Source organism: Neolewinella lacunae (assembly GCF_014349155.1).
In the GTDB taxonomy this organism is placed as follows: domain Bacteria; phylum Bacteroidota; class Bacteroidia; order Chitinophagales; family Saprospiraceae; genus Neolewinella; species Neolewinella lacunae.
This window is the reverse complement of record NZ_JACSIT010000037.1, coordinates 11,684-24,710: the sequence shown is the minus strand read 5'-3', so window position 1 is coordinate 24,710 and position 13,027 is coordinate 11,684. Positions and strand designations below refer to the sequence as shown.

The following is a 13,027-nucleotide window of genomic DNA, read 5'->3' as shown; positions in this document are numbered from 1 at the left end:
TCAGAAGGCAGTACTGTAGTTCGGTAGTTTTGTAGTACTGTAGTTTTGTCGTGGACAATACGTTCCACTACCGAACTTAAAAACCATTGCGTTCTAAGCAGCTGAAAATCAATGAATATCTACGTTGTACGCCCCCAACCTGACGTTTGCTAAGGATAGGGCGCGGACGCAGGATGCCGGGGAATGACCAGCGAGCAGAGCCCGCCCAATAACCCGGTCTACTTCGTGCTACGCTGGTAAACGTTGCTGCCCGCAGCGGTGAATTCCTGGGGGATGTACACCACGATGTTGACGGTTTCGGAGGTCGTGCCCTGGGTGCCCTGGACAACGCGGCGGACCTTATCCCGGCTCACCAGCGAAAGCCGGTCGCCGGCCACTTCTTCTTTCAGGTCCCAGCGCTTTTGCTCCAGGAAAAACTTCAGAATGTGGGGCTTGCCGTTGTTGATCTTGACGCTGGTTTCGATCAGGATGTCGTCGCCCGGCCACTGCCGGACTTCGTACTGGTCGTACTCGTACACATCCAGATTGACGACGTTGATGGAGTCGAGGTCGACGGTTTTGTGGAAGATGTCCGCAGGGTCCTGTGCAAAGGCCACGGCGGCGATGCCCAGCAGGGCGACGGAAAGCAGATAACGCATGTTAGTGTTGATTCAATGCGGTGGATAGGGAAGATTCCAGTTGGAGGCGGGAAGCGGACCGGGGGGGAAGTGTGCAAACCCGGCCGGCTTGCCTGGCATGATTCATAACGCCACAGCTCCGCCGGGTGTTGTACGTTAAGCGCCGGCGGAGAGGACTCTCCGCCGGCGCTGACAAAATATCTACGGTGTGTTGTAGGCTTACTTCCAGTCGCTGCACATCACCCCGTTCTTGGCGATGACTATGACTTGCTGGCGGACGGTTTTGTCTTTCGTGACCTTGAGGAGGTAGCGGCCCTTGGGCAGGGCATCCAGCTGGAAATTGTAACTGTAGCCATTGTGGTTCTTGATGCGGTCGTAGAAAACGCTCTCTTCGGTATCGAGGTTTTCGAGCGAGACCGTAGTGAAGGCCTGTTCGAGGTTGGCAACGATCAGCTCGAGGCCACTTTCCGACATTTGGCTACGGACGATGAGGGGCTCGTTGCCATCGGCCGCCGCCAGGGGGGCGGCAAAAGCAAAGAGCAGGAAAGCAAAAGAAGCGAGGAAAAAGGTTTTCATGGTTTGGGTTATTTGGCCGCACGGATCAGGTGAAAAAAAACGAGTAACAGCGCCGTACGGTGGGTGAATGGCTGTTATCGTAAACGACGATGAAGTTCCTCCTGAAGTTGCATCCTCCGCTGCGGATTCCGATGAATTAACCCAGAGTGTCGACGAATTAAGGTGGGGGTGTTACAGAATAAACCCGGCGGAGGGTGTCCCCACCCGAAACGTGGACATTCGGGTGGGGATACCCTCAACCAGGTTGCTGCGCTAGCTCTTCCGTCCCTCGCTCCTTATCCTGGCTCAGCACCTGCGGCCGCGCCCACCTTATTCTTCTCCCCAGCGGTAGGAATCCAGCTCCAGGCCGGCCAGGTCGAGAACCCGGTCCACCACCGTGCGGGCAATTTCCTCCTTCGTTTCCGCCCCGCCGTAGAAGCTGGGGATTGCCGGGCAGATGATGCCGCCGGCTTCGGTGAGCGCCGTCATGTTGCGCAGGTGGATCAGGCTCAGCGGCGTTTCGCGGGGCACGACGATGAGGCGGCGGCGCTCCTTGAGTACGACGTCGGCCGCCCGCGTAATCAGGTCTTCGCTCACGCCCGTGGCCATCCGCGCCAGCAGGCCCATGCTGCACGGGCAAACGATCATCGTACCATACCTGGCCGAGCCTGACGCAAAGGGCGCCCGAAAATCCCGCTTGGCGTAGAAATCAAAGGGGTACGCCGCCGGGTCAAATTTGCCCAGCTCCAGTTCCCAGTTGTAGCGGCCGTTGTCCGTCAAGACCACCCCTACGGCCTGCCATTGCCCGCGCAGTTCCACCAGGCGGTCGAGCAATAATTTGGCGTAGATGCTGCCGCTGCTGCCGCCGATGGCTACGACGATTTTGTGCTTTTGCATGGATAGGGAACGAAGCGTGGCTCTATTGGTTGTCGATTTATAGCAATGAAGTAAGCAATAGGTAAATCGTCGTCCCGAAAACTAGGAAGCCAAGAAACCATGGTAGGATTTTGTCGTCATGCTTTACCCTTAATTCCGCAATAGATATTTTGCCCGTTCCGTCAAACAGACTGTAAATTCTCAGGCCAACGCCTTGGATAAAATTGAAAAGCCCTCCAAAGATCCATTCAGAAAGGAGGATGGCCAGTAGCTCAACAACGAGGATCCCAATTATTTCAAACATACCAGTAAGGTAACATTTTCGTGTTTAAAAAAAGCGGCCGTGAAAACTCCCGGCCGCTGATACCCTCACTAATACACCCATTAAATCTTTTGCGCGAGCTCTGCCACGCGCTCATTCTCCCGGGCCTTGCGGAACACCACCAGGCCATCGAATACATCCAGCACCAGCTGGCTGCCCGCCTTCACGCTGCCCTCCAGCATCTGCTTGGAGAGTTGCCGCAAGACCTGCTTTTTGATCACCCGCTTGAGGGGGCGGGCACCGAATTCGGGGCTGTAGCCTTCGGCCGCCAGCCAATCCATGGCCTCGGGCGCGACGGTTAAGACAATGTCCTGCTCGGTCAGCTGCTCCCGCAGCTCGTTGAGCTGTAGCTCCACAATGCCCCGGATGTTTTTCTGGGTCAGGGGGCGGAACATGACTACGTCGTCAATGCGGTTGAGGAATTCCGGGCGTACCGTTTGCTTGAGCAGCGCAAAGAGGGCGTCTTTGGTCTCGTCAACAATATCGTCTTCGTTGTTTCCGGCAATCCGGCTGAAGTTTTCGCGGATGAGGTCGGAGCCGATGTTGGACGTCATCACCACAATGGTGTTGCGGAAGTTCGCCACGCGGCCTTTGTTGTCGGTCAGGCGGCCTTCGTCGAGCACCTGCAGCAGGATGTTAAAGACGTCGGGGTGGGCTTTTTCAATCTCATCTAGCAAGACCACGGAGTAGGGCTTGCGCCGCACGGCTTCGGTGAGCTGCCCGCCTTCATCGTAGCCGACGTAGCCGGGAGGCGCACCAACGAGCCGGCTGACGGCGTGGCGTTCCTGGTACTCGCTCATGTCGATGCGCGTCATCATGTCGGCGTCATTGAACAGGTATTCCGCCAGGGCTTTGGCCAGCTCCGTTTTCCCGACGCCGGTAGTGCCGAGAAAGAGGAAACTGCCGATGGGCCGGTCCTGGTTACTCAGGCCGGTACGGCTCAGGCGGATGGCGTCGGCGACGGCCTCAACGGCTTCGTCCTGGCCAATGACGCGCAGGTGAAGTTCTTCTTCGAGCTTGAGGAGCTTTTCGCGTTCGCTCTGAAGCATGCGGGTGACGGGGATGCCCGTCCACCGCGCCACAATTTCGGCGATGTCTTCAGCGTCGACTTCCTCTTTGACCAGCATTTTGGCGTTGGTCTGCATGGTCGTAAGGCGCTCGTTGTAGGTGGCGAGTTCCTGCTCCATTTCGGGGATGAGTCCGTAGCGGATTTCGGCAACGCGGCTGAAGTCTCCGCTGCGCTCGGATTGCTTGGCTTCGGTCTTGAGCTGCTCGATGCGTTCCTTCGTTTGCTGGATGCCGAGGACCACTTCCCGTTCCGTTTCCCACTGGGCGCGGAAGGCGTTGCGGCGCTCTTCGAGGTTGGCCAGGTCGCTGGCGATGCGGTCGAGTTTGGTCGCGTCGTTTTCGCGTTTGACGGCTTCGCGTTCGATTTCGAGCTGGCGGATTTTGCGTTCTACTTCGTCAAGTTCGGCGGGCATGGAGTTCATTTCCATGCGGAGGCCGGCGGCGGCTTCGTCGATCAGGTCAATGGCCTTATCGGGCAAAAAGCGGTCGGGGATGTAGCGTTGGGAAAGCTGTACGGCGGCCACTACGGCTTCGTCCAGGATGTTGATCTTATGGTGGGTTTCGTAGCGTTCCTTGAGGCCGCGGAGGATGGAGATGGCGTCTTCTTCGTTGGGCTCATCCACGGTTACCTGCTGGAAGCGGCGTTCGAGGGCCTTATCGGTTTCGAAGTATTTCTGGTATTCGGCGAGGGTGGTGGCCCCGATGGCGCGCAGTTCACCGCGGGCCAGGGCGGGCTTGAGGATGTTGGCTGCGTCCATGGCGCCTTGTCCTTTGCCCGCGCCTACGAGGGTGTGGATTTCGTCGATGAACAGGAATATCTGTCCCTCGGCCTGGGTGACTTCATTGATGACGGCCTTGAGCCGCTCTTCGAATTCGCCCTGGTACTTCGCACCGGCAATGAGCGCCCCCATATCGAGGCTGTAGATGTCTTTTTCCCGGAGGTCTTCGGGGACATCGCCATTGACGATCCGGTGGGCCAAACCTTCCACGATCGCGGTTTTACCTACACCGGGCTCGCCGATGAGGATGGGGTTGTTCTTGCTGCGACGGGCCAGGATGTGGAGGACGCGGCGGATTTCTTCGTCGCGGCCAATGACGGGGTCGAGCTTGCCGCTGCGGGCGCGCTCATTGAGGTTCACGGCGTACTTTTCGAGGGAATTGTACTGGTTTTCGGCGGAGTTGGAAGTGACTTTCTTCCCCTGCCGCAGTTCTGCGATGGCTTTTTTCAGGACTTTTTCGCTTACGCCGGCGTCGCGCAGCACCTGGGTACTGACGTCATTGACCTTCAGCGCGGCCAGGAGGAGATGTTCCAGAGATACGTATTCGTCGCCCAGATCCTTGGCGATAACGCTGGCGTGCTGCACCAGCTCGGCCGCCGGACGGCTGAGGCTTTGCTGGCCACCGCTCACTTTGGGATAGCCCGCCACGATGCTGTCGGTCGCCTGCCGGACGGCCTGGAGGTTGGCGCCCATCTTCTTAAAGAGGAAGGGCGTTACGTTTTCGTCGATCTCAAAAACCGCCTTCAGCAAGTGCCCGGGCTCGATGCTCTGCTGCCCGTTACCCAGGGCAATTTCTCCGGCCCGTTGCAGGGCTTCCTGGCTTTTGATGGTGAAGTTATTGAAATTCATAGCTTATGTTGTTCCGGCCTAAACCGGTGATTGTTAATGGATTAGCACCACCTGAAAAACAGCCTTAGGAGCAATTTGGATGCGAAGGCGGCCCGACCTTAACGTGCAAAGCGCGTTCCCGGGCAACGTATCGGAAAAATAGTCAGGTGTTCGCGAACTGGCCTGACTTTTTTTCAGGCGCGGCCGCAGGTGCTCCCCCCCGGCCCCCCGAAGGGGGGAGTCAGGACAAGGAGCAAGGGGGGGAGCTGGAATACCGTTTTGAGCCGATTAAACTTGCTAATCGGCTCAAGAATGAGTATTTTTGAGCCGATTAACGGACTCAATCGCCTCATGTACAACTGGCAACACGATAACTGGCCTGAATTCTTTTATAGGATGGAGGATTTGACTGAGCCGCTAAAAAGGCTTAGTGATGTCTTGCGGCCTTTATTGAGCAAGGTTCAGAACTTACCGGAAGAAGATCGCCACCGCTATTTCATAGAAGTGTTGATTGCCGAGGCGCAAAAAACATCCAAAATAGAAGGCGAATTTGTTAGCCGGGAAGATCTGCGTTCTTCCATTCTGTCTCACCTGTACCTCGGGAACTATAAAAAAAATATCCGAGACCTGAGGGCTGTTGGCATTGGCAAATTATTGTCAACTATGGCATCAAATCATTCCAATGACATTACCGAGACTACACTTAAATACTGGCACCAGCTTTTGTTTGACAGATTACCAACGATAAATATTATTGGAGGCTACCGTACGAGTACAGAACCAATGCAAATCGTAAGTGGTCCTGATTACGATCTGACCATCCACTACGAAGCCCCTCCTTCAGATCGTGTGTCGCAAGAGATGGAGAAAATGGTAGCTTCTTTGTACAAATCTCAGCATGCGGATCGTCTATTGGACTACGTACTAAGGGCGGGAGTTTCCCACCCTTATTTTGAAAGCATCCACCCATTTCAAGATGGCAACGGTCGAATTGGGCGGGCAATAATTGATCATCTTATATCGCAGGGTGTTGGCTTCGTGATGCCGTTTAGTATTTCACAGGTTTTTGCTGATAACCAAAAAGAATATTATGCCCAACTCAATACGGCATCAAGGACGCTTGATATCACTAGGTGGATGGAATACTTCATTGAATCAGTCGTCACCGCTATCACTAATGCCAACGAAGAGATTAGTTTTCTACTCGCCAAAACAGCCTTCTTTGACCGGTTTGGGAATCAGTTAAACGACCGACAACAAAAACTCATCCGTAGATTATTCGATGCGGGGAGGGAAGGCTTTCCGGGGGGGCTTTCCGCTAATAACTATGAACGCTTAACCAGGTCTTCGAAAGCTACCGCCACACGAGAATTGACGGAGTTGACAGAAATGGGAGCACTTCTTCGCACCGGCGCAGGGCGAAGCACCCGCTACGAATTGCGGTTGGAGGATTTGGTCCCGTAAGGACCGCCGTGTGCCAATCGGGCAGTTGGTGATGCGGCATACCTATCGTTGAACCACTGTAACAGGCTGCTGTTAGCACGACCAGGTAGCCGTCACTGCACTGCTTCCAAGACTTCCTCTGCATCCCGAAATCCTCCGGGACTATCGCCTGCGGACGCGCCCGAAATGCAGGCTCCTTGGGGAACTCCCCCCCCATGAATTATGGCTTCCCGTGCCGCAGGGAAACCTACCTTAGCTGCCGTGTTCGACTTCAACTTCTACTCCAGTCTGCTCCTCATCGGCTTTGTCCAAGGCCTCGTCTACGCGTGCTTGTTGTTGCTGCGGGGGTTGCGCCAGGACCGGATCAGCGACTTTTTTGCGGCGAGCATCCTGCTGGTGGGTGCGCTCTACGTTGCTCCGTGGATGCTGGGTTTTGCGGGCTGGTACGATGCCCACGATTGGCGAACCACCCTGATGTTCTATGGCTCGTGGAATAACCTATCCTTGCTCGGCCCCCTGGTGTGGCTTTATTTCCGCTCCGCTACCAATACCGATTTCACCTGGCGGCGGCGCTACTGGTGGCATTTTCTGCCGTTTGCCCTGTTCAGCCTCCTGCCGTTGGGCATTTTGCTTTACGATTGGCTGTACTGGTGGCTGTGGCTCGGCGAGGACTTCACCTTTTTTTACGGAACCCGCGGCCCGGCCGCTGAATGGGACAATGAGAACGGAAGTAAGTTATACTCCACTTTCGCTTACCTGAGCATCCGGATCATGACCATCATCTACCTCGGCCTGGTGGTGATGGATTACCGACGCTACCGGCGCTACGTGCGCGAGCAGTTCAGCAATTCCGGGCATCTTCAGCTGAGTGGGCTGAGTTACTTGCTGCTGCTGTTGCTGGGCAGCATTTCGATCACCTTCGTGCTGGAGGCCATCACCGTTTTGACGGATTCACCGAGTTACGTCGATGAGTGGAAACGTTTTTTCTCGATGTCCATCCTGGTCTTTCTGGCCGCGATCCAGTTTTACGATATCGATCCCCGTTTGACGCGGGTGCTGCGTTTTGCCCCCGACGACCCCGAGGAGGAAGCAAGGTCGGCAACCGCAACACCGGAAACGGAGCGCGGCGGAAACGATGCGGCGGAGTTGCAGCGCATTGCGGCCCGCCTGGAGCGCCGCCTGGAAGTCCACGCCGATTACCTCGACCCCGAAGTAAAGCTGGCCGCCCTCGCCGAGCGCATTGGCACCAATTCCTCCGTCCTGAGCCGGGTGATCAACACCACCTACGCGATGAATTTCAACGACTACATCAACGCCCGACGGTGCAGCGCTTTCATCGCAAAACTGGCGGCGGGAGAACACCAGCAGCATACCCTGCTGAGCCTGGCCCTCGACTGTGGCTTCAACTCAAAATCCACCTTCAACCGCGCCTTTCGCAAGCAGTATGGCTACAGCCCCCGGGAAGCCATCGCCAAAATCGACGCCACTCCCCTTCCGCACGAAGGCTTCGGACAAGCCATTGGGGGCAAATCATAATTTGACACGGCCCAAATCCTGATTTAGAGCGCAGCGGCCCGGTGGAACCCGGTCTTTTGTGGCAACCAATCCCCAATTGCCGTGCGCATCCTATTCGTTACCCTCCTTTTCTTCTTCCTGACGGTCTTTGCCAGTGGCCAATTGTACGCTCCTTTCCGGTTCCAGATTGATGGGCAGTCTTTTCGTTTGGCAGAGGCAATGCGTAACGTTCACGCCTCAAACGTCAGCGCCGCCCTGAGTGCCCCGGCCCTCGATAGCAGCTTCACTTACGCAGTGGAGGGGCCCGCCCCCGCCAAGACCACGTACTATCCGGCGGGTGCGGCGGGGACGATGCCCATCCGCCTGGCGGTATTGCAGCTCGCCGAGCGCGGACGGATTGACCTGGACCAGCCCGTCAACCGCTACCTGTGCAGCGTCCCCCTCGCCGGCCGCTTTGGTGCTACACTTACGGTACGCGATCTGCTCCTGGGCCGCTACCAGCTGGGAAAACGCAGCAAACCACGCGGCCTGGCGCCTGGCCAGGACCTGCCCACTACCACCAACCTGGTAAAGAAGCTCCGTGCCGATAAAGTCCGGCCACCCGATGGCAATACTACCTACGGCAACGACCTCGTGCTCCAGCTCCTTTTGGAAGACAGCTACGGAGAAGCTCTCCCCGCAATCCTTAAGCGGGAAGTTTTCAGTCCGCTGGGAATGAGAAACAGCTTTTACGCGCTGCAACTCACGCCAAGCCAACTGGTCAATGCAGCAGTGGGCCACGAGGAAGATGGCCGGCCCATCCTGGAAAACCGTCGCTACGCTGAGCTTTCTGCGATGGGTTTGTGGACGACGCCGAGCGATTTCGCCCGCTTCGGCCGGGCCATCCTGGAAGCCCGCAAAGGGGCGAATCCGATTCTCGGGCGGGAACTGGCGCTGGCGGGCACCACCGCCCAGTACGGTTTCAACTCCCTGCTTTTCCACGTTGATGAACAAGGCATGGTGTACAGCGGAGGAAACTTCTTTGGTTACTTCTTCATCATGAACATGGATGTGGCGGCCAACTGGGTATCGGTAGCGGCGGTGAATACCCAGTTGAAGTGGCAGATCGGGGGCGCGGTAAGCCGCCAACTCGGCCTGCTGGCCCGGCAGGCCGCCTCCGAAGACCACCTGACCATTTTCCTCCCGCAAGGCAGCGATAGCCCCGTTGCCGATGAGGTGGAGCACTTTGCGATGGTCAGCGCAATCCGCTGCAGCCGGAGTGCAAAATTTCCTGCGGAAATTACCGGAACGCCCGCTTTTGTACTGCAGTCGCCCCGGGGACGCTCCATTTACAGTGGCCGCCACGACGACGCCGAGGCCATTCGTGGCTGGCTGCGGTCCAATCAATTGATGTTGCGTTCCATGGTCCCCGATATCCGGACGGGTCTCTACCAGGAACGGGGTCGGCAGCGCATCAGCCTGCCCATCAAATACACCGCTGCTTTTCCGTTGATCGCTCGCTTTGAAGCGGCGCTGGGCAGCGAACTTGGTCTGACGGAAGGCACCTGTGATCTCGGCCCCCTCGACCGCCGGGTGTACCTGGACCTCCACCCCTACGCGGAACCGACGGGGAACTACGCGGTCACTTACGCCCTGTTCAGTCAATTCAACTGTCATGAAGCGGTAAGCACCAACTACGGCGATCCGGTGGCCGTCGGGGCGGATGGCCAGGGGCTGCAAGAACTTATCCAGAAGATTGCCGTGGCGTTTCGGGCGCTTAATCGGCCCGAGGCGGGATTTACGCCAGCCGCAATTGCTGCGGATATTCCGTCAGCCCCGTGGGCCAGCATTGGTTACGTTGCTCCCGCTGCGGCCCTGGCTGCCCAGGCCCGCGATACTTTCCAGCCGCCGCTGGCCCTGGGCGCCCGCTACGTCGTGAATCAGGACGAAGCAGATCCGCCGGGCCTGTTCTTTGGTTTTCCCGCGCCGCTGGATCGCTACGCAGGCGAAGTCCGTCGGCTCAGCGGTCAGTTTTTCCTTGCGGATAATGGCCGTCAGATCAGCGGTCGCTTCGAGTTGCCGGTGGCGGCCATTCGCACCAGTTCTACTGCGCTGGACGACTACGTACTCGGCACGCTGCTGCGGGCGGGGCGCTATCCGACGGCGGCACTGACCATCCCACCTTGCCGGGTGCCCGCTCCCTGGCGGCTGGGCGTGGAGCAGGGTATCGACTTGCCCGCTACACTGGAAATCCTTGGGCAAAAGATCACCGTCACCTTGCGCAGCACCTTCACGCCGGCCCCGAACGGGGAATTGCGTGCGGCGGCCACCTTCTGGCTGGATTTCCCGGAGGTATTCGGCGTCGCTGGCCCCGACGGGCCAGCGGAAGCGCGCCGACGCCTGGAGTTTTCTGCCGCCCTCACCGCACAGCGCGCCGCCTGATCCTGTCTGTCAAACCGCCTTCGGGCACTAAATCATTCGTTATGCGTTTTCGTTATTTCATTTTCCTGCCTGCCTTACTGTTCGCGTTATTGGTCTTCGGGGCCATGGCCAGTAGCCGGGTGGAATTCCCCGCCACCGCACCGGGCACCATCACCTTCGTTGGCGACGCTGGCAGCCCTAATGTGTTTACCGTTGAACAGTGGAAATTTGACCGCCTGGAGCGGCTCGACCAACCGCTGCAGATTGGGGTTACGGCTACCCTGGATATGGCGTCCATCACCTGCAGATGGAAAGACCTGGAGCAATCGTTGCACAAGAAGAAAGATTACTTTCACAGTCGCAAATTCGCCACGGCCAGCATCACCATCGACGGGGCGGCCCCCGGGGACACACCGGGAAGCTACCGCGCCAACGCCCGCGTAAAAATGAAAGGGGTAACGCGGGAAATACCGATTGACTTTACGCTCAGCGGCAGCGGCCCTTACCGGCTGCACGCTACGGCTACAATAGATCGTCGCCAATTCCGCTTTACGGGAGATGGCCCCAAGGATGAGGTTCCCGTAACGGTAGACGCCGTGGTAGAATAGGGTTCGTCTACCCCGGAGCCTTCCTTATTATTTAGGCATTTCACTGCACCTGCGGCCGCGCCACAATGAAAAACAATTGGGGCGCGGCCGCAGGTGCCAAGGAAAAGTATAAGAGCAAGGAAAGGCCAACACCCCACCCAGCTATTTCTCTTTGGCGTGCACCGCAAACCAGTCCCGCACCGCATCCAGGTTGTGCTCCCCCGCCGCAACGGCCATGGTGAAGTGGTAAAGTTCGTCGGGGGAGATGTCTGCCTCGGTCTCCCCGGATACTAAACGGTGGCCGTTGAGTTTCAAGAAAAGCAGCGCAGCTTCTAATCCCGTTCGCTTATTTCCATCCTGGAAAACGTGGTTGCTAATGATGTTAAACATGTAAATAGCCGCCTCATCCGGGATGGAAGGGTAAAGCGGTGCTCCAAACATTTCAGCGCCCACGGATTCTAGCGTATAAAGAAGTCCTTCCTCTTTCAAGAAATTATGTGGGGGGACAAAATTACCACCGTGCTGCTCTATACTCATCTGATTGATGAGTACGATATCATCGTATTCCAGATAACTGATACTCACGCCAGAGCCTTGAAAGTACTGTCATACTGGTCAAAATCTTCCTGAATCAAGGCACGCATTCTTTCCCGTCGGGCGGCAGCATCTTCCGTGGCGGATGCGGGATTTTGTTCGAGAATTTCCATAACCGCATGTTTAATCAGTTCCGGGTGTTCCCGAAAGATAGTTAAAACAACTTCTTTCAACTGATCAGCAGAAAGATCGGACACCGTCGTACTCATGGCAGCAAATTTTAAGGAACAACGCAAAAACCACCCCCAATAGTTGCCCAGTTCCGGGCTAACAATCAAACACCGGCTCCTCAGGCTTCACCTGCGTCCGGTCAATCACCTCCTGGTAGTAGGCTTCGTATTTGGGGATGATTTCCTCTATGTCGAAGCGGGCGGCCTGGGCCAGGGCGGCGGCGCGAAAGCGGCCCAGGATGGCGTCGTCTTGCAGGATTTTGAGTACGTCTTCGGCCATTTTATCGACCATGCCTACGCCGGAGAGGAAGCCCGTCTGCCCATCGATATTGACTTCGGGAATACCACCCACGTTGCTGGAAACTACGGGCACCTGGCAGGCCATGGCTTCCAGCGCCGCCAGACCGAAGCTTTCGCTCTCCGAAGGCAGCAGGAAGACGTCCGAAACCGCGAGCAACTCCTCAATCGCATCTTGTTTGCCGAGGAAGCGAATGTCTTGGCTCAGCCCCAGCCGCCGGCTCAGGTCTTCGCAACGCCCCCGCTCCGGCCCATCGCCGATGAGGAGGAGTTTGCTGGGGATGGCATCGTGGACAATCTTGAAAATGTAGATCACGTCGTCGACGCGCTTAACCGGCCGGAAGTTGGAGACGTGGATGAGGATGCGTTCCTTGTTCGGGGCGATGGCGGCCTTGAAGTGCTCCTTGTTGTCGCGGCGGAATCGCTTGAAATCAATGAAGTTGTAGATCACCTCGATGGGGTTGCAAATCGCGAAATTGCTCAGCGTATCGCTGCGGAGCGACTGGGAAACGGCGGTAACGCCATCCGACTTGTTGATTGCAAAAGTGATAGTGGGCGCAAAGGCGGCGTTGGTGCCCACCAGCGTAATGTCGGTTCCGTGCAGGGTAGTAACGAAGGGCACGTAGCGGCCCCGGCTGACCAAAATTTTCCGCGCCATGTAGGCCACCGAGGCGTGGGGCACCGCGTAGTGCACGTGCAACAGATCCAGGCCGTAGTTTTCCACCACATCCACCAACTTGGAGGCCAGGGAAGTTTCGTAGGGCGCGAATTCAAACAGGGGATAATCCGAGCCACTATCGACCTCGTGGTAAAAGACGTTGGCCTGGAACACCCCCAGCCGGGCCGGCCGGCGGTAGGTAATAAAGTGGATCTCGTGGCCGCGTCGCGCCAGCCCCAGGCCCAATTCCGTGGCCAATACACCACTCCCTCCGTAGGTGGGATAACATACTACTCCAATCTTCATGCTTCAATAAGG

12 protein-coding genes are annotated in these 13,027 nt (G+C 57.1%); 4 read left to right on the top strand and 8 right to left on the bottom strand.

Annotated features, from left to right (window positions below):
• Window positions 1-218: 218 nt before the first annotated feature.
• The 5 genes from H9S92_RS01015 to clpB all read right to left on the bottom strand — a co-directional run bounded on the left by H9S92_RS01015 (window position 219) and on the right by clpB (window position 5,066).
• Window positions 219-638 (bottom strand): hypothetical protein, encoded by a 420-nt coding sequence (locus H9S92_RS01015; protein ID WP_187464869.1) that lies wholly within the window; start codon window positions 636-638, stop codon window positions 219-221.
• Between the two features lie 198 nt (window positions 639-836).
• The gene (locus tag H9S92_RS01010) at window positions 837-1,193 is read right to left on the bottom strand and encodes a hypothetical protein (protein WP_187464868.1); all 357 of its coding nucleotides are present in this window, start codon (window positions 1,191-1,193) and stop codon (window positions 837-839) included.
• Window positions 1,194-1,502: 309 nt separating this feature from the next.
• The gene (locus H9S92_RS01005; RefSeq protein WP_187464867.1) at window positions 1,503-2,069 is read right to left on the bottom strand and encodes a UbiX family flavin prenyltransferase; all 567 of its coding nucleotides are present in this window, start codon (window positions 2,067-2,069) and stop codon (window positions 1,503-1,505) included.
• A 37-nt stretch (window positions 2,070-2,106) separates the two neighbouring features.
• The gene (locus tag H9S92_RS01000; protein WP_187464866.1) at window positions 2,107-2,352 is read right to left on the bottom strand and encodes a hypothetical protein; all 246 of its coding nucleotides are present in this window, start codon (window positions 2,350-2,352) and stop codon (window positions 2,107-2,109) included.
• Window positions 2,353-2,432: 80 nt separating this feature from the next.
• Window positions 2,433-5,066 carry an ATP-dependent chaperone ClpB gene (gene clpB / locus H9S92_RS00995; RefSeq protein ID WP_187464865.1) on the bottom strand — a complete coding sequence of 878 codons (2,634 nt, stop codon included), beginning with the start codon at window positions 5,064-5,066 and terminating at the stop codon, window positions 2,433-2,435.
• 291 nt (window positions 5,067-5,357) lie between these two features.
• On the opposite strand from clpB, the gene H9S92_RS00990 reads away from it, so the two are divergent.
• From H9S92_RS00990 to H9S92_RS00975, 4 genes are all read left to right on the top strand, one after another.
• The gene (locus H9S92_RS00990; RefSeq protein WP_187464864.1) at window positions 5,358-6,509 is read left to right on the top strand and encodes a Fic family protein; all 1,152 of its coding nucleotides are present in this window, start codon (window positions 5,358-5,360) and stop codon (window positions 6,507-6,509) included.
• A 240-nt stretch (window positions 6,510-6,749) separates the two neighbouring features.
• The gene (locus H9S92_RS22595; protein ID WP_187464863.1) at window positions 6,750-8,024 is read left to right on the top strand and encodes a helix-turn-helix domain-containing protein; all 1,275 of its coding nucleotides are present in this window, start codon (window positions 6,750-6,752) and stop codon (window positions 8,022-8,024) included.
• A gap of 81 nt (window positions 8,025-8,105) precedes the next feature.
• Window positions 8,106-10,424, top strand: coding sequence for a serine hydrolase domain-containing protein (locus H9S92_RS00980; RefSeq protein WP_187464862.1), 2,319 nt, complete (start codon window positions 8,106-8,108; stop codon window positions 10,422-10,424).
• Window positions 10,425-10,465: 41 nt separating this feature from the next.
• The gene (locus tag H9S92_RS00975) at window positions 10,466-11,011 is read left to right on the top strand and encodes a YceI family protein (protein WP_187464861.1); all 546 of its coding nucleotides are present in this window, start codon (window positions 10,466-10,468) and stop codon (window positions 11,009-11,011) included.
• 141 nt (window positions 11,012-11,152) lie between these two features.
• Here the strand turns inward: H9S92_RS00975 and H9S92_RS00970 are convergent, their stop codons facing one another.
• The 3 genes from H9S92_RS00970 to bshA are packed head-to-tail and all read right to left on the bottom strand — an operon-like array spanning window position 11,153 to window position 13,015.
• Window positions 11,153-11,575 carry a type II toxin-antitoxin system death-on-curing family toxin gene (locus tag H9S92_RS00970; protein WP_187464860.1) on the bottom strand — a complete coding sequence of 141 codons (423 nt, stop codon included), beginning with the start codon at window positions 11,573-11,575 and terminating at the stop codon, window positions 11,153-11,155.
• A complete protein-coding gene (locus tag H9S92_RS00965) occupies window positions 11,572-11,793 on the bottom strand; it encodes a hypothetical protein (RefSeq protein WP_187464859.1) in 222 nt (73 codons plus the stop codon). The genes H9S92_RS00970 and H9S92_RS00965 overlap by 4 nt, the downstream gene beginning before the upstream one ends.
• Before the next feature lie 58 nt (window positions 11,794-11,851).
• Window positions 11,852-13,015: an N-acetyl-alpha-D-glucosaminyl L-malate synthase BshA gene (bshA, locus tag H9S92_RS00960; RefSeq protein ID WP_187464858.1), complete on the bottom strand. Its 1,164-nt coding sequence runs from the start codon at window positions 13,013-13,015 to the stop codon at window positions 11,852-11,854.
• Window positions 13,016-13,027: the final 12 nt, after the last annotated feature.